This window comes from Bradyrhizobium sp. USDA 4353, assembly GCF_054063215.1.
Map to the genome: position 1 here is coordinate 4,051,386 of NZ_JBSSGB010000001.1, position 19,246 is coordinate 4,070,631.

At 66.7% G+C, this 19,246-nt stretch carries 15 protein-coding genes; 6 read left to right on the top strand and 9 right to left on the bottom strand.

What is annotated here, in order from left to right; all coding sequences use genetic code 11:
- Positions 1-34: 34 nt before the first annotated feature.
- From alaS to ACVILH_RS18150, 4 genes are all read left to right on the top strand, one after another.
- Positions 35-2,710, top strand: coding sequence for an alanine--tRNA ligase (gene alaS, locus ACVILH_RS18135; RefSeq protein ID WP_456717017.1), 2,676 nt, complete (start codon positions 35-37; stop codon positions 2,708-2,710).
- A gap of 2 nt (positions 2,711-2,712) precedes the next feature.
- Positions 2,713-3,954 carry a cyclic nucleotide-gated ion channel gene (locus ACVILH_RS18140; RefSeq protein WP_456714098.1) on the top strand — a complete coding sequence of 414 codons (1,242 nt, stop codon included), beginning with the start codon at positions 2,713-2,715 and terminating at the stop codon, positions 3,952-3,954.
- Between the two features lie 135 nt (positions 3,955-4,089).
- Complete coding sequence (locus ACVILH_RS18145; protein ID WP_456714099.1) at positions 4,090-4,296, top strand: hypothetical protein; 207 nt, start codon at positions 4,090-4,092, stop codon at positions 4,294-4,296.
- 42 nt (positions 4,297-4,338) lie between these two features.
- Positions 4,339-4,587, top strand: a complete 249-nt coding sequence (locus ACVILH_RS18150) for a type II toxin-antitoxin system RelE/ParE family toxin (RefSeq protein WP_456717018.1) — start codon at positions 4,339-4,341, stop codon at positions 4,585-4,587.
- A 15-nt stretch (positions 4,588-4,602) separates the two neighbouring features.
- On the opposite strand, the gene ACVILH_RS18155 is transcribed toward ACVILH_RS18150, so the two are convergent.
- From ACVILH_RS18155 to ACVILH_RS18175, 5 genes are read right to left on the bottom strand one after another with little or no spacing between them, the layout of a single operon-like run.
- Positions 4,603-4,848, bottom strand: a complete 246-nt coding sequence (locus tag ACVILH_RS18155; protein ID WP_008961224.1) for a formate dehydrogenase subunit delta — start codon at positions 4,846-4,848, stop codon at positions 4,603-4,605.
- Positions 4,838-5,674: a formate dehydrogenase accessory sulfurtransferase FdhD gene (fdhD, locus tag ACVILH_RS18160; RefSeq protein WP_456717019.1), complete on the bottom strand. Its 837-nt coding sequence runs from the start codon at positions 5,672-5,674 to the stop codon at positions 4,838-4,840. Before fdhD ends, ACVILH_RS18155 begins: the two co-directional genes overlap by 11 nt.
- Before the next feature lie 13 nt (positions 5,675-5,687).
- Entirely contained in the window at positions 5,688-8,567 is a 2,880-nt protein-coding gene (gene fdhF / locus ACVILH_RS18165) for a formate dehydrogenase subunit alpha (RefSeq protein ID WP_456714100.1), read from the bottom strand.
- 24 nt (positions 8,568-8,591) lie between these two features.
- A complete protein-coding gene (locus tag ACVILH_RS18170) occupies positions 8,592-10,148 on the bottom strand; it encodes a formate dehydrogenase beta subunit (protein WP_456714101.1) in 1,557 nt (518 codons plus the stop codon).
- Complete coding sequence (locus ACVILH_RS18175) at positions 10,145-10,621, bottom strand: formate dehydrogenase subunit gamma (protein ID WP_456717020.1); 477 nt, start codon at positions 10,619-10,621, stop codon at positions 10,145-10,147. Before ACVILH_RS18175 ends, ACVILH_RS18170 begins: the two co-directional genes overlap by 4 nt.
- A 274-nt stretch (positions 10,622-10,895) precedes the next feature.
- On the opposite strand from ACVILH_RS18175, the gene ACVILH_RS18180 reads away from it, so the two are divergent.
- Positions 10,896-11,789, top strand: a complete 894-nt coding sequence (locus tag ACVILH_RS18180) for a LysR family transcriptional regulator (RefSeq protein WP_456714102.1) — start codon at positions 10,896-10,898, stop codon at positions 11,787-11,789.
- Between the two features lie 332 nt (positions 11,790-12,121).
- Positions 12,122-13,363 carry a YeeE/YedE family protein gene (locus tag ACVILH_RS18185; protein WP_456714103.1) on the top strand — a complete coding sequence of 414 codons (1,242 nt, stop codon included), beginning with the start codon at positions 12,122-12,124 and terminating at the stop codon, positions 13,361-13,363.
- A gap of 12 nt (positions 13,364-13,375) precedes the next feature.
- Here the strand turns inward: ACVILH_RS18185 and ACVILH_RS18190 are convergent, their stop codons facing one another.
- The 4 genes from ACVILH_RS18190 to ACVILH_RS18205 form a co-directional block, all read right to left on the bottom strand.
- A complete protein-coding gene (locus ACVILH_RS18190) occupies positions 13,376-13,729 on the bottom strand; it encodes an antibiotic biosynthesis monooxygenase (protein WP_456714104.1) in 354 nt (117 codons plus the stop codon).
- Between the two features lie 454 nt (positions 13,730-14,183).
- Positions 14,184-16,508 carry an ATP-binding protein gene (locus tag ACVILH_RS18195; protein ID WP_456714105.1) on the bottom strand — a complete coding sequence of 775 codons (2,325 nt, stop codon included), beginning with the start codon at positions 16,506-16,508 and terminating at the stop codon, positions 14,184-14,186.
- Between the two features lie 208 nt (positions 16,509-16,716).
- The gene (locus ACVILH_RS18200; RefSeq protein ID WP_456714106.1) at positions 16,717-18,105 is read right to left on the bottom strand and encodes a cation diffusion facilitator family transporter; all 1,389 of its coding nucleotides are present in this window, start codon (positions 18,103-18,105) and stop codon (positions 16,717-16,719) included.
- 108 nt (positions 18,106-18,213) lie between these two features.
- A complete protein-coding gene (locus ACVILH_RS18205) occupies positions 18,214-19,182 on the bottom strand; it encodes a zinc-binding dehydrogenase (protein WP_456714107.1) in 969 nt (322 codons plus the stop codon).
- Between the last annotated feature and the right edge of the window lie 64 nt (positions 19,183-19,246).

Here is a 19,246-nt window from a genome sequence, read left to right on the forward strand (position 1 = left end):
CGCCGAATTCCCGGACTTCTTCGATTGGATTGCTATGAGCGGCGTCAACGAGATCAGGTCGACCTTCCTCAATTTCTTCGCTGCGAACGGCCACGAGATCGTGCCGTCCTCGCCGCTCGTGCCGCGCAACGACCCGACCTTGATGTTCACGAACGCCGGCATGGTGCAGTTCAAGAACGTCTTCACCGGCGTCGAGAAGCGGCCCTACAACCGCGCCACCACGTCGCAGAAATGCGTCCGCGCGGGCGGCAAGCACAACGACCTCGACAATGTCGGCTACACCGCCCGGCACCACACCTTCTTCGAGATGCTCGGCAACTTCTCCTTCGGCGACTACTTCAAGGAGAACGCCATCGAGCTCGCCTGGAAGCTGGTCACCAAGGAGTTCGGCCTCCCCAAGGACAAGCTGACCGCGACCGTCTATATCGACGACGACGAGGCGTTCGGGCTCTGGAAGAAGATCGCGGGGCTCCCTGAGTCGCGCATCATCCGCATCGCCGGCTCGGACAATTTCTGGCAGATGGGCGACACCGGTCCGTGCGGCCCGTGCTCGGAGATCTTCTACGACCATGGCGACAAGATCTGGGGCGGCCCGCCCGGCTCGCCGGAGGCGGACGGCGACCGCTTCATCGAGATCTGGAACCTGGTGTTCATGCAGTACGAGCAGCTCGAGGGCGGCGTCCGCAATCCCTTGCCGAAGCCGTCGATCGACACCGGCGCGGGCCTGGAGCGCGTCGCCGCGGTGCTGCAGGGCAAGCACGACAATTACGACATCGACCTGTTCGTCGCGCTGATCCGGGCGATTGCGGACCTCACCAATGCCGACCCGCAGGGCCCGCAGAAGGCGTCGCTGCGCGTCATCGCCGACCACCTGCGCGCCTCGTCGTTCCTGATCTCCGACGGCGTGCTGCCGTCCAACGAGGGCCGCGGCTATGTGCTGCGCCGGATCATGCGCCGCGCGATGCGCCACGCCCAGCTGCTCGGCGCGCGCGAGCCGCTGATGCACAAGCTCGTGGGCGCACTGACCCGCGAGATGGGCCAGGCCTATCCGGAGCTGATCCGCGCCGAGGGGCTGATCAAGGAGACCCTGCGGCTGGAAGAGACCCGCTTCCGCAAGACGCTGGAGCGCGGGCTTGCCATCCTCGACGAGAAGTCGGCCTCGCTCTCCAAGGGCGACATGTTCGACGGCGACGTCGCCTTCACCCTGTACGACACCTACGGCTTCCCGCTCGACCTGACGCAGGACGCGCTGAAGTCGCGCGGCATTAGCGTCGACCAAGCCTCCTTCACCGACGCGATGGAGCGGCAGAAGGCGAAGGCCCGCGCAGCCTGGGCCGGCTCCGGCGAGGCGGCGACCGAGACCGTCTGGTTCCCGCTGCGCGAGAAGCTCGGCGCCACCGAGTTCCTCGGCTACGAGACCGAGACCGCTGAGGGCGCGGTGACGGCGCTGGTCAAGGACGGCGCCGAGGTCGACAGCCTCCAGGCCGGCGAGAGCGGCGCGATCGTGTTGAACCAGACGCCGTTCTACGGCGAGTCGGGCGGCCAGGTCGGCGACACCGGCGTGCTGACCGGCGAGGGCGTCCGCGTCCGCATCACCGACACCCAGAAGAAGGCCGGCGATTTGTTCGCGCATATCGGCACCGTGGAGCAGGGCACGCTCAAGCCCGGCACCGCGCTGCAACTCGACGTCGATCATTCGCGCCGCTCCGCGATCCGCGCCAATCATTCGGCCACCCACATCCTGCACGAGGCGCTGCGCCAGGTGCTCGGCGACCACATCGCCCAGCGTGGTTCGCTGGTCTCGCCCGACCGGCTGCGCTTCGACTTCGTCCATCCGAAGCCGATCACGGCGGAGGAGCTCGCCCGCGTCGAGGACATCGCCAACGACGTCGTGCTGGAGAATGCCGAGGTCACGACCCGGCTGATGGGGCTCGACGATGCCCGCGAGGCCGGCGCTCGCGCGCTGTTCGGCGAGAAATATGGCGACGAGGTCCGCGTCGTCTCGATGGGCCATGCCGCGCGCGACCACGGCGCCAACGCGATGGGCTGGTCGGTCGAGCTGTGCGGCGGCACGCATGTCAAGCGCACCGGCGACATCGGCCTGATCGCGGTGACCTCCGAAAGCGCGGTGGCCTCCGGCGTCCGCCGCATCGAGGCGCTGACCGCGCGCGGCGCCCGCGCCCATGCCAACCACAATCTCGCGCTCGCCAAGGCGGCCGCGGCCGAGCTGCGCACGACGGTCGACGAGGTGCCGGCGCGCATCACCGCGCTGATGGAAGAGCGCAAGAAGCTCGAGCGCGAGCTGTCGGATGCGCGCAAGAAGCTCGCGATGGGCGGCGGCGCGGCGGCGGGCGGAGCTGCCTCCGGCATCCGCGAGGTCGCCGGCATCAAGCTGATGGCCCGTGCGGTCGATGGCGTCGAGGTGAAGGATCTCAAGTCGCTGGTCGACGAGGCCAAGAAGCAGCTCGGCTCGGGTGTCGTTGCCATTGTCGGCCGCAGCGAGGACGGCAAGGCCGGCGTCGTGGTCGGCGTGACCGCCGATCTCACCTCGCGCTTCAACGCGGTCGAGCTGGTGCGTGCGGCGTCCGAGGCGCTGGGCGGCAAGGGCGGCGGTGGCCGTCCCGACATGGCTCAGGCCGGCGGCCCCGATGGCAGCAAGGCTGAGGCTGCGCTGGCCGCGATCGAGAGCGCGATCAGCAAGGCTGGCTGATCGTGCCGCCGCTCGGGCCGGGCGAGGGCGTTCGCGATCCCGATCGCATGCGCGATCCCGATTTGCGGGACCGGCTCTACGAGCTGCTCGAGCACGACCATCTGCCGAGCACGCACGGCTCGCGCCTGATCCAGCTGATCGTGCTGGTCATCACGCTCGACGTGCTGGCCGTGGTGCTGGCGTCGGACCCGGACATCGCCGCCAGCTTCGGCTGGCCGCTGCGGCTGATCAAGATCACCGCGCTGGTCGTGTTCGCCGCCGAATATGTCGCGCGGCTCTGGAGCGTCGCCGGGCACATGCCGCGGCGGCAGTCGCCGTGGCAGGACCGGCTCGCCTACGCCTTCTCGGCGCTCGGGATCATCGATCTGCTGTCCTTCGTGCCGGCAGGAATCGCGCTCCTGCTCGGCGACCGCAGCCTGGAAGCGGTGAGCATCGTGCTGCCGTTCCTCAAGCTGGTGCGCTATTCGCCGGCGCTGCGCTCGCTGTTGTCGGCCGTGCAGGCCGAGCGGCGCACGCTGGTCGGCTGCCTCGTGATCCTGGCCGGCGCGGTGCTGCTGTTCGCCTCGCTGCTCTACGCCGTCGAGCGCGACGTGCAGCCGGACAAGTTCGGCACCATCCCGCATGCGATGTGGTGGGCGATCGTGACGCTCGGCACCGTCGGCTATGGCGACGTCGTGCCGGTGACGCCGCTCGGCCGCATCATCACGGTGGTCGCGATCATCTGGGGCTTCGCGATGATCGCGCTGCCGGTCGCCATCATCTCCACCGCCTTTGCCGAGGAGATCAAGCGGCGCGACTTCGTCGTCACCTGGGGCATGCTCGCCAAGGTGCCGCTGTTCTCGCATCTCAACGCCTCGGAGATCGCCGACATCATGCGCCTGTTGCGCGCGCGCACGATCGAGTCCGGCGAGGTGCTGGTGCGGCGCGGCGATGCGGCGTCATCGATGTATTTCATCACCGCGGGCGAGGTCGAGATCGCGCTGCCGACACAATGCGTCAAGCTCGCCGACGGCACCTTCTTCGGCGAGATCGCGCTCCTCCACCGAACCAAGCGCTCCGGCACCGTGACGGCGACCCGAAAGACACGGCTGCTGGTGCTCGACGCCCAGGACTTCCACGCCTTGATCGCCCGCATGCCGGCCCTCGCCGCGCATGTCCGAACCATCGCCAAGGCCCGCATGGCCGACTCCGGCGACCTCGCCCTCGCGGAGCTATCGCAGGCCGAGCATGAGGAGGAAGCCTGAGATCAAACGCCGTCACAACATGGTCAGCTCCTCTCCCCGTAAGAACGAGGAGAGGGAGCTGACCTCGCAAAATGAGCCGAAAGTTGCTATGTTTGAGTAGGCAGCCCCTTCGGGCCGTTTTCCGGGAACAACCCCATGTCGCAAACCAAGATCGGTGTCGTGCCTTCTGCGTTGCCGCCCAGTGATGCGGAACTCGCGGAGTGGAATGGCTTGAGCCGCGAGGAGCAGATCGCTCGCTACCGAGAGTTCTTCGCGCATCCCGATTGCGAGAGGTTCACCGACGAGACTGCCGAAGATATTATCGTGGCCGCCCGGCAGCGCGCTGCGGCGCGCCGTGGGTAGCTATCGCCTGACCATTCGTGCGCGCGCGACCAGCTCGCACAGATCTACGCCTACACAGAGACGCATTTCGGTTCTTATCAGGCGGACGCCTACGCGTCCGGACTGATCAGAACTTTCGAGCTGCTCTCGGACTTCCCTGCAATCGACCAATCAGCCGACGAATTTCGAGCGGGACTGCGACGGTTCCGTTTCCAAGCACACGTCGTCTACTACACGGTATCTATTGAAGCGGTCGAGATCCGAGGCGTTTTGCATCACGCGCGCCGGATCCGATCCAGCCTGTTCGATTGACGGCGTAGAGGCGCCTTACGCCTTCTCCTTCGCGACCGCGGCGTCCTTCAGCTTGCCGATCGCGTCCTTCACGGCCGGATCCAGGCCTTCGCCGCCGGCGTCGTGGTGGGCGTAAATGGTCTTCAGCATGCGCGGGTCCCAGAACTTCTTGATGTGCTCGGCGACGCCGGCGACCTCCTTGTCGCGGCCCTGGCTCTGGAAGAATTTGCCGATCTGGTTCGCCATGTAGACGAGGCGGTCGTGGGTGCTGCTATGCGACATAGGGCTTGTCCGTCTGAGGTGATTGCGCGCGCGCCTCGGCGCTCGCCACGATGCGGTCGGGGTGGGTAAAGATTTCGAAGCCGTCGTTGCGCGCGACGGCAATGAGGGTGATGCCGGCGGCCTCGGCCATGCGGATGGCCAGCGCGGTCGGCGCTGAGACCGCGACCAGCACGGGCGCGCCCATTGCGGCGCCCTTCTGCACCAGTTCGACAGAGACGCGGCTGGTCATGATCACGAGGCCTTCGCTCGCCGCGCTGTGCGTCTGCGCGAGGTGGCCGGCTAGCTTGTCGAGCGCGTTATGGCGGCCGACATCCTCGCGCAACGCGACGATGCCGCGCGCGGGAGTCCAGAACGCGGCAGCGTGCACGGCGCGGGTTTCGTGATTGAGCTTCTGCAGCGGCTCGATCGCGGCCAGCGCCGTCATGATGTCGCGCGGCGTGAAGCGCCGGCCCTGAGGAACATGCGCCGCCGGCCGCACGGCTTCGGCGAGGGAGTCGATGCCGCACAGGCCGCAGCCGGTGGGGCCGGCGATGTTGCGGCGGCGCTCGGCCAGGCGTTCGGCGAGAGCGTCAGGCAACCACATCCTGAGCTCGACGCCATCATTGAGCTCGACGATGTCGAGCGAGACGATCTCGTCGCGGCTCGCGACGAGACCTTCGTTGAGGCTGAAGCCAATTGCGAAGTCGCGGAGGTCCTGCGGCGTCGCCATCATGACGGCCTGGGTGCCGCCATTATAGGTCAGCGCGACCGCGGTCTCCTCCGGCACGCGGCGGTGGCCCTCGGTGAGGGCACCGTCGCGCCAGACCAGACGATCCGCGATGCGCACTGCATCGGTCATGCTACTCCGCCGCCTCCACGATCGGAGCGATGCGGCGCGAGTTGCGGGCCTGCTCGTCATAGGCCTTCTGCCAGTCCGACGGGCCGTTGGACTGCGACACCTGCACGGCCGTGACCTTGTACTCGGGGCAGTTGGTCGCCCAGTCCGAGTAGTCCGTGGTGATGACGTTGGCCTGAGTCAGCGGATGGTGGAACGTGGTGTAGACCACGCCCGGTGCCACGCGCTCGGAGATCAACGCATGCAGGGTGGTCTCGCCGGCGCGGCTGGTCAGCCGCACCCAATCGCCGTCGCGGATGCCGCGCTGCTCGGCATCGTGCGGATGGATCTCCAGCACGTCCTCGCCATGCCACACCACGTTGTCGGTGCGCCGCGTCTGAGCGCCGACATTGTACTGCGACAGGATGCGGCCGGTGGTGAGCAGGAGCGGGAAGCGCGGGCCGGTGCGCTCGTCGGTCGCGACGTATTCGGTGACCACGAACTTGCCCTTGCCGCGGACGAAGCCGTCGACATGCATGATCGGCGAGCCCTCGGGGAACTTCTCGTTGCAGGGCCACTGCACCGAGCCCATCTCCTCGAGCTTCTGGTAGGAGACGCCGGTGAAGGTCGGCGTCAGCGCCGCGATCTCATCCATGATCTCGGAGGGGTGTTTGTACGTCATCTCGAAGCCCATCGCCTTGGCCAGCCCGATCGTGACCTCCCAGTCGGCGAGGCCGTTGCGCGGGCTCATCACCCTGCGGACGCGCTGGATGCGGCGCTCGGCATTGGTGAAGGTGCCGTCCTTCTCCAGGAAGGTCGAGCCGGGCAGGAAGACGTGGGCGTAGTTGGCGGTCTCGTTCAGGAACAGGTCCTGCACGATGACGCATTCCATCGACGACAGCGCCTGCACGACGTGGCTGGTGTTCGGATCGGACTGCAGGATGTCCTCGCCCTGCACGTAGAGGCCCTTGAAGGTGCCGTCGATCGCGGAGTCGAACATGTTGGGGATGCGCAGGCCCGGCTCAGGGTTCAGCTTGACGTTCCACATCGCCTCGAACTGGTCGCGCACCGCGTCGCCCGAGATGTGCCGATAGCCCGGCAGCTCGTGCGGGAAGGAGCCCATGTCGCAGGAGCCCTGGACGTTGTTCTGGCCGCGCAGCGGGTTCACGCCGACGCCGCGGCGGCCGATATTGCCGGTCGCCATCGCGAGGTTGGCGATCGCGATCACCGTGGTCGAGCCCTGGCTGTGCTCGGTGACTCCAAGGCCGTAATAGATCGCGCCGTTGCCGCCCTTGGCATACAGCCGGGCCGCGCCGCGGATGGTTTCCGCATCGACGCCGGTGAACTGGGCGACCGCCTCGGGGCTGTTCTTCTCGAGTGCGACGAACTCGGCCCAATCCTGGAACTCGCTCCAGTCGCAGCGCTCGCGCACGAAGGTCTCGTTGACGAGGCCCTCGGTCACGATGACATGCGCCAGCGCGGTCAGGATCGCGACGTTGGTGCCGGGCAGCAGCGGCAGATGATAGTCCGCCTTGATGTGCGCCGACTTCACGAGATCGATCTTGCGCGGATCGACGACGATCAGCTTGGCGCCCTGGCGCAGCCGCTTCTTCATGCGCGAGCCGAACACCGGATGCGCGTCGGTTGGGTTGGCGCCGATCACCATGATCACGTCGCTGTCTTCGACCGAGTCGAAGTCCTGGGTGCCGGCCGAGGTGCCGAAAGTGGTGGCGAGCCCATAGCCGGTCGGCGAATGGCAGACGCGGGCGCAGGTATCGACATTGTTGTTGCCGAAGCCGGCGCGGATCAGCTTCTGCACCAGATAGGTTTCTTCGTTGGTGCAGCGGGAGGAGGTGATGCCGCCGATCGAATCGCGGCCATACTTCGCCTGGATGCCGCGCATCTTCTGCGCGGCGAAGGTGAAGGCCTCGTCATAGGAGACCTCGCGCCAGGGCTGATCGATGGTCTCTCGGATCATCGGCTTGAGGATGCGCTCCTTGTGGGTCGCATAGCCATAGGCGAAGCGGCCCTTGACGCAGGAATGGCCGCGATTGGCCTTGCCGTCCTTGTAGGGCACCATGCGCACGACTTCCTCGCCGCGCATCTCCGCCTTGAAGGCGCAGCCGACGCCGCAATAGGCGCAGGTGGTGACCGCCGAATGCTCGGGCTGGCCGATCTCGATCACGCTCTTCTCGGTCAGGGTCGCGGTCGGACAGGCCTGCACGCAGGCGCCGCAGGAGACGCATTCGGACCCCAGGAAGCTCTCGCTCATGCCCGGCGACACCCGGCTGTCGAAGCCGCGGCCGGAGATGGTCAGCGCAAACGTTCCCTGCACCTCTTCGCAGGCGCGGACGCAGCGCGAGCAGACGATGCACTTGGAGGGATCGTAGGTGAAATAGGGGTTCGACTCGTCCTTCGGCAGCCAGGCCGGATTGGCCTCGCCGCAGGCATCGGCGAACACGTGGTTCTCACCCTGGTTGCCGTAGCGCACGTCGCGCAGGCCGACCGCGCCGGCCATGTCCTGCAGCTCGCAATCGCCATTGGCGGCGCAGGTCAGACAGTCGAGCGGGTGGTCGGAGATGTAGAGCTCCATCACGCCCTTGCGCAGCTTCTTCAGCCGCTCGGTCTGGGTGTGGACGACGAGGCCCGCGGCGACCGGCGTGGTGCACGAGGCCGGCGTGCCGGCTCGGCCCTCGACCTCGACGAGGCAGAGGCGGCAGGAGCCGAACGCGTCGACCATGTCGGTCGCGCACAGCTTCGGGATCTGCGTGCCGGCCTCCATGGCCGCGCGCATGATCGAGGTGCCCTCGGGAACGGTGATGCTCTGGCCGTCGATGGTGAGCGTCACCATCTTCTCGGACTTGGAGAGCGGGGTGCCGTAATCGGTTTCGTGGATGAGCGACATGGCCGTGTCCTTATTCCCGAATGTCTATTCCGCAGCCTGCAGGCGCGGTTGCTGAGGACCGAAATCCTCGCGGAAGTGTTTGAGCGCCGAGAGCACAGGGTAGGGCGTGAAGCCGCCGAGTGCACACAGCGATCCGAGCTTCATGGTGCCGCAGAGGTCCTCGACGAGAGCGATGTTCTCGGCGACGCGCTCGCCGCGGCGGATCTTGTCGATGGTCTCGGCGCCGCGCGTCGAGCCGATGCGGCAGGGCGTGCACTTGCCGCAGGATTCGATGGCGCAGAACTCCATCGCGAAGCGCGCCTGCTTCGACATGTCGACCGTCTCGTCGAACACGACGATGCCGCCATGGCCGATCAGGCCCTCCTTGGCGGCGAACGCCTCGTAGTCGAACGGCGTGTCGAACAGCGCGCGCGGGAAGTAGGCCCCCAAGGGCCCGCCGACCTGCACCGCGCGGACGGGACGGCCCGTGAAGGTGCCGCCGCCGATGTCGTCGACGAGCTCACCGAGCGTGATGCCGAACGCGGTCTCGAACAGACCGCCGAACTTGACGTTCCCCGCGATCTGGATCGGCATCGTGCCGCGCGAGCGCCCCATGCCGAAATCGGCATAGGCCTTGGCGCCCTCGTCGAGGATGAAGGGGATCGCCGCGAACGACAGCAGATTGTTGACCACGGTCGGCTTGCCGAACAGGCCGTGATGCGCGGGCAGCGGCGGCTTGGCGCGAACGATGCCGCGCTTGCCCTCGAGGCTCTCCATCAGCGCGGTCTCTTCGCCGCAGACATAGGCGCCGGCGCCGGTGCGGACCTCCAGGTCGAAGTTGTAGTTGGAACCCGCGATCTTCTCGCCGAGCAGGCCGGCCTTCTTGGCGATGTCGATCGCCTTGGCCATGGTCGCGATCGCGTGCGGATATTCCGAGCGCGTGTAGATGTAGCCCTTGGTGGCGCCCACCGCGATGCCGCAGATGGTCATGCCTTCGATCAATACGAAGGGGTCGCCTTCCATCAGCATGCGGTCGGCGAAGGTGCCGCTGTCGCCCTCGTCGGCGTTGCAGATGACGTATTTGCGGTCGGCCGCGGTCTGCGACACCGTCTTCCACTTGATGCCGGTCGGGAAGCCGGCGCCGCCGCGGCCGCGCAGGCCCGACGTCGTAACCTCGGCGATCACAGCATCCGGCGACAAGGTCAGCGCGCGCGTGAGTCCCTTGTAGCCGCCATGGGCGCGATAGTCCTCGAGCGACAACGGATCGATGATGCCGCAGCGGGCGAAGGTGAGGCGGGTCTGCCGCTTCAGCCACGGGATCTCCTCCGTCAGGCCGAGCGAGAGCTTGTGCGAGGTGTCGTCGATGATCGCGTCGAGCAGCGACGGCACATCGTCAGCGGTCACAGGGCCGAAGCCGAAGCGGCCCTGCGCCGTCTCCAGCTCGACCAGCGGCTCCAGCCAATACAACCCACGCGAGCCATTGCGGACGATTTCAACATCGACCTTGCGCTCCAGCGCCGCCTTGTGCAGCGCCTGGGCGACTTCATCGGCGCCGACGGCGAGCGCGCCGGCATCACACGGGACAAAAAGACGCACGCTCATCGCTGGGCCTCCGAGACGAGAGCATCGATCCGGGCCTCATCGAGCCGGCCGACCAGCCGGCCGTCGAGCATCGCCGAGGGTGCGGTGGCGCACAGGCCGAGGCAGTAGATCGGCTCCAGCGCGACGCGCTCATCCGCCGTGGTGTTGCCCATCGCAATCCCGAGCTTGGCTTCGGCGCGCGCGGCCAGAGCATCGCCGCCGGCGGCCTGGCAGGCCTCGGCGCGGCACAACTTCAGCACGTGACGGCCGGCCTTCTTGGCCCGGAAATCATGGTAGAACGTGAACACGCCGTAAACCTCGGCGCGCGACAAATTGAGAGCGGATGCGATCATCGGAATGGCATCCTCCGGCACGTAGCCGAACGCCTCCTGCAACGCGTGGAGGATGGGCAGGGTTGCTCCCTCCATCTGGCTATGTTCGGCGATGATCTCGGCGCCGCGCGCCGCATCCCAACTTTCATACACCGGCGTCATTTTGGGCGTCATCCTGATCCCGATTCTGCGTTGCAAGCGTTTCGCATATCCAAATTGGAATTGCTCAAGATATCAATAAAGCAGTCCCGTGCTGCGATAGCGAAACGCAATCGTGAGATAGCTAGAAGTTGACGAAAAACCGACCTTCTCGCGACCGGCTTGCGGCCGCGTTTTACCGTGTCCGTGACCCCCTCGCCGTGATAGGGTTTCGGCATGGCCTACACCGCCGAAAGCGTGCGGAATTGGGCCCTTCAACCCTGGGAAGGCCGACCTCTTGATCGACAAGCTCGAACTGCTGCTGGCCCTCGCCAAGGAGCGTCATTTCGGCCGCGCAGCGGAGGCCTGCGGCGTCACCCAGCCGACGATGTCGACCAGCATCAAGCAGCTCGAGGAGATCCTCGGCGTCATGCTGGTGCAGCGCGGTTCCCGCTTCCAGGGTTTCACGCCCGAGGGCGAGCGCACGCTCGACTGGGCGCGCCGCATCGTCGGCGACTTCCGCGCGATGCGCCAGGAGATCAACGGCCTCAAGGACAAGCTGTCGGGCGAGATCCGTATCGCGGCGGTGCCGACCGTGCTCGGCATGGTGGCGTCGCTGACGACGCCGTTCCGCGCCAAGCACCCGGAGGTCCGGTTCCGCATCATGTCCTGCACCTCGGCCGACGTGCTGGGTCTGTTGGAGAACCTCGAGGTCGATGCCGGGCTGACCTATATCGAGAACGAGCCGATCGGCCGCGTCCGCACCATCCCGCTCTACAACGAGAGCTACCGGCTGCTGACCGCGCCCGACGCCATGTTCGGCGATCGCGACCAGGTGACCTGGCAGGAGGTCGGCCAGGTGCCGCTATGCCTGCTGACGCCGGACATGCAGAACCGCCGCATCATCGACCGCGCGCTGAAGGCCGCCGGCAACGAGGTGACGCCGACGCTCACCTCGAACTCGCTGCTGGTGCTCTACACCCATGTGAAGACCGGCCGCTGGGCCAGCGTGATGCCGGCCAAGCTCGCCGAGACGTTGGGGCTTGCGGACAAGGTGCGCTCGATCCCGATCATCGATCCCGTGATCAACTACCAGATCGGCCTCGTCATCCCCCAGCGCGACCCGATGACCCCGCTGATCGCCTCGTTGGTCCAGATCGCACGCGAGGTTGCGCCGACCTTGCAGGCGTAGCGCGCGACCAGCGTAGGCGCTTTCCACGGGTAGGCCTCACGGCCACCAACGAGAAGCGGTGCACGCGGCCCCTGGATTGCTTCGCTGCGCTCGCAATGACGGTGCCCAACAGTTTCGGTCCGTGCCTTGGCCCGTGCCATCGGCAGCGATGGTCCATGGCTCTTTCCACGCGTCATTGCGAGCGCAGCGAAGCAATCCAGGATCTTGCAGCACGATCTCGTGCTTCGGTTCGGATGAGATCAGCCCACGCGCGTTGATCGCCGTCGTCAGGCTGGAACAGCCCGCAGCAGCGGCTGTTAGCCCAGGACAGTTTCATCGCTTCCGGAACCGCCATGACCGACCTCTCCATCGACGCGCGGCTGCTCGCGCCGGACAACAACCGCAACCGCTCGAACACGCCGGTCGTCGCCGTCGCGGCGGCAGCCTTGCTTCTCGGTGCGCTGGCGCTCTCTGCTGCGATCACCTGGCGGCAGGGGGCGCTGTTCCTGGTCGGCGGTGCGCTCGGCCTGTCGCTGTACCACGCGCTGTTCGGCTTCACCTCGGCCTGGCGCGTCTTCATCGTCGCCCGCCGTGGCGCCGGTCTGCGGGCGCAGATGGTGATGCTCGCAATCGCCGTCGTCCTGTTCTTCCCGGCGCTCGCCCATGGCACGCTGTTCGGCCAGCCGGTGCACGGCGAATACGGCGCCGTCGGCGTCGGCATGCTCACCGGCGCGTTCCTGTTCGGCCTGGGCATGCAGATGGGCGGCGGCTGCGCCTCTGGCACGCTCTACACCGCCGGCGGCGGCAACACGCGGATGCTGGTGACGCTCGCCGCCTTCCTCGTCGGATCGACGATCGGCGCGCGGCATCTGCCATGGTGGAGCGCGCAGCCCAACATCGGCGCGGTGTCGCTGATCGACAAGCTCGGCTGGATGCCGGCGCTGATCGCCTGCCTCGTCGTCATGGCCGGCATCTACGTGTTCACGCTGCAGGTCGAAACCCAGACCCACGGCGAAATCGAGCCGGGCGCGCGCACCGAGCTCACCGGCGCCAGACGCTTCCTGCAGGGTCCTTGGCCGCTGCTGTGGGGCGCCGTCGCGCTCGCGCTCGGCAATTTCGCCACGCTCTATCTCGCCGGCCGCCCGTGGGGCATCACATCGGCCTTTGCGCTGTGGGGCTCGAAGATCGCGATGGCGTTCGGCGTCGACGTCGCGTCCTGGGGCTATTGGCAGGGCGCCCGCGCCGCCTCGCTGCAGCAGAGCATCTTCTCCGACGCCACCTCGGTGATGGATTTCGGCATCATGCTCGGCGCGCTGCTGGCCGCAGGCCTCGCCGGCAAATTCCATCCGACCTGGCGCCTGCCGCTGCCGTCGCTGCTCGCCGCCATCGTCGGCGGCCTGCTGCTCGGCTACGGTGCACGGCTCGCCTATGGCTGCAACATCGGCGCCTATTTCAGCGGCATCGCCTCGGGCAGCCTGCACGGCTGGTGCTGGTTCGTGGCCGCCTTCATCGGCAACATGATTGGCACGCGGCTGCGCCCGCTGTTCGGGCTCACCGTCGAGCGCGGGCCGGTGCCGGTAGCGAAGCCCGCCTGAGGCGATCTTGCATTAGCCGATGCGCAGTTCATATTGCGCGGCGTGCGGTTCATAGCGGCTGAGCAGCTTGCGCGCGGCCGGCGGTACGACGGCTTGCTTTGATGGTCCGGCGAAGCGGACGACGGCGTCATCATCGGCGAAGCTCATGATCGTCATGAACTCCACTTCGGTGTCGAGCGGCCGGCGCAGTAGCTCGATGCCGAGGAATCCGGGAATGGCGCGGTCCTTGATGTCCGGAAAGATCGTCGAGCGCAGCAACGCCTCATAGGCATCCGCGTCCACGTGGGTGGTCCAGCCGCGCCAGATACGTTTGAGCATTTGATGGTCCCTCGACGTGATGATGTCGGTCGAGAGGATCGCGCACATCGAGGTCGTCGACTTGGCGAAAATTGCGCCGCCGGGCTTCGTCCGGCGGCAGGATTTGCTTCGATAGGGCGCACGATCTCTCGCGTGTCGTCCCGGGCAAGCCGCGACGCCGCGCTAGCTAGCGCGTCGTGGCCCCGGGACCCATACGCCGCGGCGGCTGAGATGCGATGCTAAGCATCTTTGATCATACCAACCGCGAGGGCACTGTCAGATACAGCGCCCTCGCCCCTTGTGGGAGAGGGCATGTGCGGCCCGTCCACGCGCGCGGTTGGGTGAGGGGTCTCTCTCCGCAAGCTGCACCCGTGGAGAGAGACCCCTCACCCAACCGAACTCGCTGCACTGTCCTACATGCCCTCTCCCACAAGGGGCGAGGGCGCATTCACAGGCACCGCGCTATCTGCCCTTGTTTGACTGCCACGGCGATCACCTAAATCGTTGCCCAGCACCGGGCAACTCACGCCGCGACCGAGATGCTCGCCGTGGCCTTGTACGCGTCGCGGGGCAGGGTGACGCGGACGACGGTGCCGTGTTCGAGGCGAGAGCGCAGGCGCATCGAGCCGCCGTGGAGCTGGGCGAGCGAGCGGGCGATGGCGAGGCCGAGGCCCGAGCCGTGATAGGTCTTGGTCATCTGGCTCTCGACCTGCTCGAACGGACGTCCCAAGCGGGCCAGCGACTGCGCGGGGATGCCGATGCCGGTGTCGGCGATGATCAGCACCACCTTGTCCTCGAACACCCGGCTGCGCATCGTGACACGGCCACCTTCGGGGGTGAACTTCACCGCGTTGGACAGCAGGTTGACCATGATCTGCTTGGTGGCGCGGCGGTCGGCGATGACCGGGATGCTGCCCTCGATGTCGGCGTCGAGCACCAGGCTCTTGTCCTGCGCGCGGCCGGAGACGACGCGCAGCGACTCCGCCAGCGTCTTGGCGAGGTCGAGCGGCTCCATGTCGAGCTTCATCCGGCCGGCCTCGATCTTCGACATGTCGAGAATGTCGTTGATCACCTCGAGCAGATACTGACCGGAGGTCAGGATGTCGTGGCAGTATTCCTGATACTTCTCGGAGCCGAGCGAGCCGAACATGCCAGAGCCCATGATCTCGGAGAAGCCGATGATGGCGTTGAGCGGCGTGCGCAGCTCGTGGCTCATATTGGCGAGGAATTTCGACTTGGTCTGGTTGGCTTCCTCGGCCCTTGTCTTTTCCTGCGAGTACTTCTCGGCGAGGTCGGCGAGCTCGATCGCCTGGCGCTCCAGCGCCGTCTGCGAGCGCTGCAGGTCGATGACGGTGGCGCGCAGGCGCAGGTCGTTGTCGACGAGCTTCTGCTCGTGCTCCTTGATGCGGGTGATGTCGGTGCCGACCGAGACGTAGCCACCGTCCTTGGTGCGACGCTCGCTGATGTGCAGCCAGCTTCCATCGTCGAGCTGCGCCTCGAAGGTGCGGCCGCCCTTCGCCTGCTGGCTGTTGTCGTGCAGCCTCGTGCGGATCTCCGGCATCTTGCCGACCTCGATCACGGTCTCATAGGAGGTGCCGGGAGTGACGGCGGAGTCCGGCAGCTTGTGCAGCTTCTGGAAGTGCGAGTTGCACAGCACGAGGCGGTTGTTGGAGTCCCAGAGAACGAAGGCCTCCGAGATGGTCTCGATCGCGTCGCGCAGCCGCAGGTCGGCTTCGACCGTCTTCTCGACCAGGCTCTTCTGCTCGGTGACATCGACGGCGATGCCGATCAGGTGCAGTCCGGAATCCGTGGTGCCCTGCGAGAGCTCGCAGCGCACGCGCAGCCAGATCCAATGGCCCTCGGTGTGGCGCATGCGGAAGCTCTGGTCGATCTGGCGGATGTCGCCGGCGACGAGCTGGTCGGCGATCGCGAACAGGTCGATATCGTCAGAGTTCACCAGCGCATTGACCTCGCCGAAGGTGAGCAGGTCGCTGCGGTTGTCGAGGCCGAGCATCTCGAACATCGAGTTCGACCAGAAGATCCGGCCGCGCGACAGGTCCCAGTCCCACAGGCCGCAGCGGCCGCGGTTCAGCGCGGTGTCGATGCGGCCGCGCACGGCATCGTTGATCAGGTCGCCTTCGCGGGCGCGGGTCGACTGCCAGTGGAAGGCGAAGCCGAGGATCAGCACCACAAAGCCCGTGGTTGCTGACAGCGTGATCGACAGCGCCGCGTCCGAGCCCCAGATCGGCTCGATCTTCTCCTGGATGATGACGACGCGGCCGGGCAGCGGCTTGATCAGCTGCGAGACGGCGAAGGCCGGACGGCCGTTCGGCAGGGTGATCTCGGTGACGGCGCCCTGCAGGCCTGGCGTCGCCAGGAGCTGCGCGGTCGAGATCAGGTCGAGGATGCGGTCGTTCTCGCCGAGGCCGGCATCCACCGGAACCCGGGCGAGGATCCGATGGTCGGCGCCGGTCACGATCACATGGCGGCCGGCCGCGACGCCCCAGGCGGGGATCAGGTCGGGCAGCAGCATCTGCAGATGCTCGATATTGGCGATGCGGTCGGGCCGCATCGCCAGATGACCGATGCGGTCGGCGAGCAGGTCCGAGATCGCGGCGAGGTCGCGCTTGGTCGCGCCGCGCTTCTGCCGGCTGTGATCGAGCACCTGGACGAAGGCGCCGAGGCAAATGGTGACGAGAAAGGCGATGATCAAAGTGGGGACAGCACGACGCAATACCGGCTCAGCAGTCAGCAGCCTTTGATAGGCCGGTTTCGCGATCGATTGCGCCAACCCCTTGATGGAATCAGAAGATTGGACGCACGCGTTCGCGGCATGCGCACGCGCCATGCTGTAGACCCCCGAAACTTCCTGGATTACCCGAATTTCGAAAGAGCCCCAGCCGCTTCCGAATCAAGTTGATTTGAATCCAGATTTGTCGGGCTGTCGAGAGTCAACGATTTGGCAAAAGCTAATAAATCTTATCCAATGCGGAGTTGCGGTGACAAAAAATCGGCGAGATGAGTCCGAAGCAAGAACACTGCGTGACTCCAGGGCCTCAGCCGTGCGGCGGCTCGGCGTGGCTGATGACGCGCTTCACGGTGGGGAAGGCGCGCCGCAGGCCGCGCTCGATGTGATCGACATTGTCGTGCACCCTGAGCACGCTCATCGACGGCGCCGCGCGGCAGTGGAAGTTGACGATCTCGCCGGCCTCGGTGTTGCGGACGCGGACGTTGTGCACGTCGTACATGTCGGTCTCGGCGGCGAAGCGCTGCAGCGCCTCGGCGATCACGGCAAGGCGCTCCGCGGGGACATCGATGCCGAACGGCAGCTCGGGCTCGAGCGGCTCGATATGGGTGTCGACCTCGACATCGGCGCCGAACTCGTCTCGGATCGAGCGCTCCAGCTCGTGGGCGATCGCGTGCGCGGCGACCAGGCTCATGTCGCCATCGACCTCGAGGTCGATCGCGACGATCAGCCGGCCGCCGACATCGTGAACGGTGACGTGGTGGATCGCGAGCCCGGAGTTGCGCGCGATCACCATGATGCGCTCGCGCACGCTCTCATTGCTGAGCGCCACCGGCACCGTGGTGAAGGTGACGTCGGCGCCGGACAGGCTGGCGTCGACGGCCGCCTGCGCGTCGCGCTTGATCTCGTGGACGCGGTCGATCGGATAGGTGCGCGGCACCTGCACGGTGGCGTCGACGAAATGGGTGGCGCCGACGAGCCGCACGCGCAGACGCTCGACGTCGACGACGCCGGGGACTGAACGGATCGCAGCATCGGCCTTCTCGGCGGCGCCGTCCGGCGCGCGGTCGAGCAGTGTCTCGACGGTTGAGCGCGCGAGTCTGAGACCGAGCACGGAGATCATCACGGCCACCGCGACGGCGGCGGCGGAGTCGCCCCACCAGAATCCGAGCGCGGTGAGCACGAGGCCGGCGATGACCGCGATCGAGCCGAGCACGTCGGAGGCGAAATGCAGCGCGTCGGCCGCGAGCGCCTGGCTGTGGGTCTCATGCGCGGCGCGGTGCAGCGCGCGGGCGCGCCAGAAATTGACGGCGATGTCGACCAGTAGCACCACGAAGGGGATCGCCGACAGCGAAGGCGGCGGCGCGGCCTCGCGCAGACGGCTTACGGATTCGACCAGCACGCCGCCGGCGAGCACGTAGAGCAGGGCGATGACGCCGAGCGCTGACAGGCTCTCGAGCTTGCCGTGGCCGTAATGATGCTCGTCATCGGCCGGCCGGTCCGATACCCGAACGACCATCCAGGTGATGACCGTGGCGACGACGTCGACGCCGCTGTGCAGCGCCTCTGAGATCAGCGCGAGGCTGCCGATCAGAACGCCGACGACGAATTTCGCCGCCGCCATGCTGGCGCTCGCCGCGATCGAGATCGCGGCGACACGGGCTTTCCCGGGATGGATGGGGGAGACGGCATCGCTCATGGCCGCGGATGTAGCAGCCGAGGCTCTGCGGTGAAAGCCGGGATCGCGCGGCATATGTGCATGAGCCGCGCACTGTTTCGATTGCTTCTAAATGTCAGGAGGTCGCGTTCACAAGGTCACCACGATCTTGCCGAGATGCTTGTTCGCTTCCATGTGCGCGAACGCCGCGCCGATGTCATCGAAGGCGAAGACGCGGTCGATCGGCAGGCGCAGCGTCCGGGTTTCCACGGAGCTCCAGATGTCCGCCTTCACCTCGTCGAAGATCGCGCGGATCTCTTCGATCGAGCGGGTGCGGAAGGTGACGCCGACATAGCTGATGCGGCGCGCGGCGTGGAGATCGAAGTTGAAATCAGCATGGGTGCCGCCGAGCCGTCCGACATTGACGATGCGGCCGAGCACCTTTGTCGCGGCGAGATTCTGGTTGGCGACCTGGCCCGAGACCTGGTCGATGATGAGGTCGACGCCTCCACCATTCGTCGCCTCGAGCACCTGATCGACCCAGGCGGGATCGCTGGAATCGATCGCAAGGTCGGCGCCGAACTCCGTGAGCCGTCCACGGCGCATGGCATCGGTCGAGGAGCCGATCACGAGAGAAGCGCCCTTCAGCTTGGCGATCTGCATCGCCATCAGGCCGACGCCGGAGCTCGCGCCCTGCACCAGCACGGTCTGTCCGGGCTGCAGCGCGCCGTTGGTCACGACGGCGTTGTGCATGGTGGTCAGCGCGATCGGCAGCGTCGCGGCCTCGTCGAAATTCATGTTCGACGGCGCGTGGAACAGCCGGCCGTGATCGGCGAGAGTGTATTCGGCGAACGCGGCGGCGCCCGAGCCCATCACCCGGTCGCCGATCTTTACGCCCTTCGCATCAGGTCCGAGCTCGGCCACTTCGCCGGCCCATTCCATGCCGAGCACGGTGCCGACGCCGCCGGCGGCGCCATGCACATGACCCTTGGTCATGCCGAGGTCGGCGCGATTGAGGCCGCAGGCGCGCACGCGGATCAGAACCTGCGTGCCCTTCGGGGTTGGCTTGGCGATGTCGGTGATCGCGGCGCCCTGGGCGCCATAGACATAGGCTTTCATCGCAACGGAATCCTGTCGGAGTGAACGAGCCGCGACCCGAACGTTGCGGCCCTGTGTTGCGCAC

Excerpts from the sequence above, each read along its gene's own strand:
- alaS (WP_456717017.1), top strand. The coding sequence starts at position 35 with ATGAGCGGCGTCAACGAGATCAGGTCGACCTTCCTCAATTTCTTCGCT.
- ACVILH_RS18145 (WP_456714099.1), top strand. The coding sequence starts at position 4,090 with ATGTCGCAAACCAAGATCGGTGTCGTGCCTTCTGCGTTGCCGCCCAGT.
- ACVILH_RS18155 (WP_008961224.1), bottom strand. The coding sequence starts at position 4,848 with ATGTCGCATAGCAGCACCCACGACCGCCTCGTCTACATGGCGAACCAG.
- fdhF (WP_456714100.1), bottom strand. The coding sequence starts at position 8,567 with ATGTCGCTCATCCACGAAACCGATTACGGCACCCCGCTCTCCAAGTCC.
- ACVILH_RS18170 (WP_456714101.1), bottom strand. The coding sequence starts at position 10,148 with ATGAGCGTGCGTCTTTTTGTCCCGTGTGATGCCGGCGCGCTCGCCGTC.
- ACVILH_RS18175 (WP_456717020.1), bottom strand. The coding sequence starts at position 10,621 with ATGACGCCGGTGTATGAAAGTTGGGATGCGGCGCGCGGCGCCGAGATC.
- ACVILH_RS18185 (WP_456714103.1), top strand. The coding sequence starts at position 12,122 with ATGACCGACCTCTCCATCGACGCGCGGCTGCTCGCGCCGGACAACAAC.
- ACVILH_RS18190 (WP_456714104.1), bottom strand. The coding sequence starts at position 13,729 with ATGTGCGCGATCCTCTCGACCGACATCATCACGTCGAGGGACCATCAA.
- ACVILH_RS18195 (WP_456714105.1), bottom strand. The coding sequence starts at position 16,508 with ATGGCGCGTGCGCATGCCGCGAACGCGTGCGTCCAATCTTCTGATTCC.
- ACVILH_RS18200 (WP_456714106.1), bottom strand. The coding sequence starts at position 18,105 with ATGAGCGATGCCGTCTCCCCCATCCATCCCGGGAAAGCCCGTGTCGCC.
- ACVILH_RS18205 (WP_456714107.1), bottom strand. The coding sequence starts at position 19,182 with ATGAAAGCCTATGTCTATGGCGCCCAGGGCGCCGCGATCACCGACATC.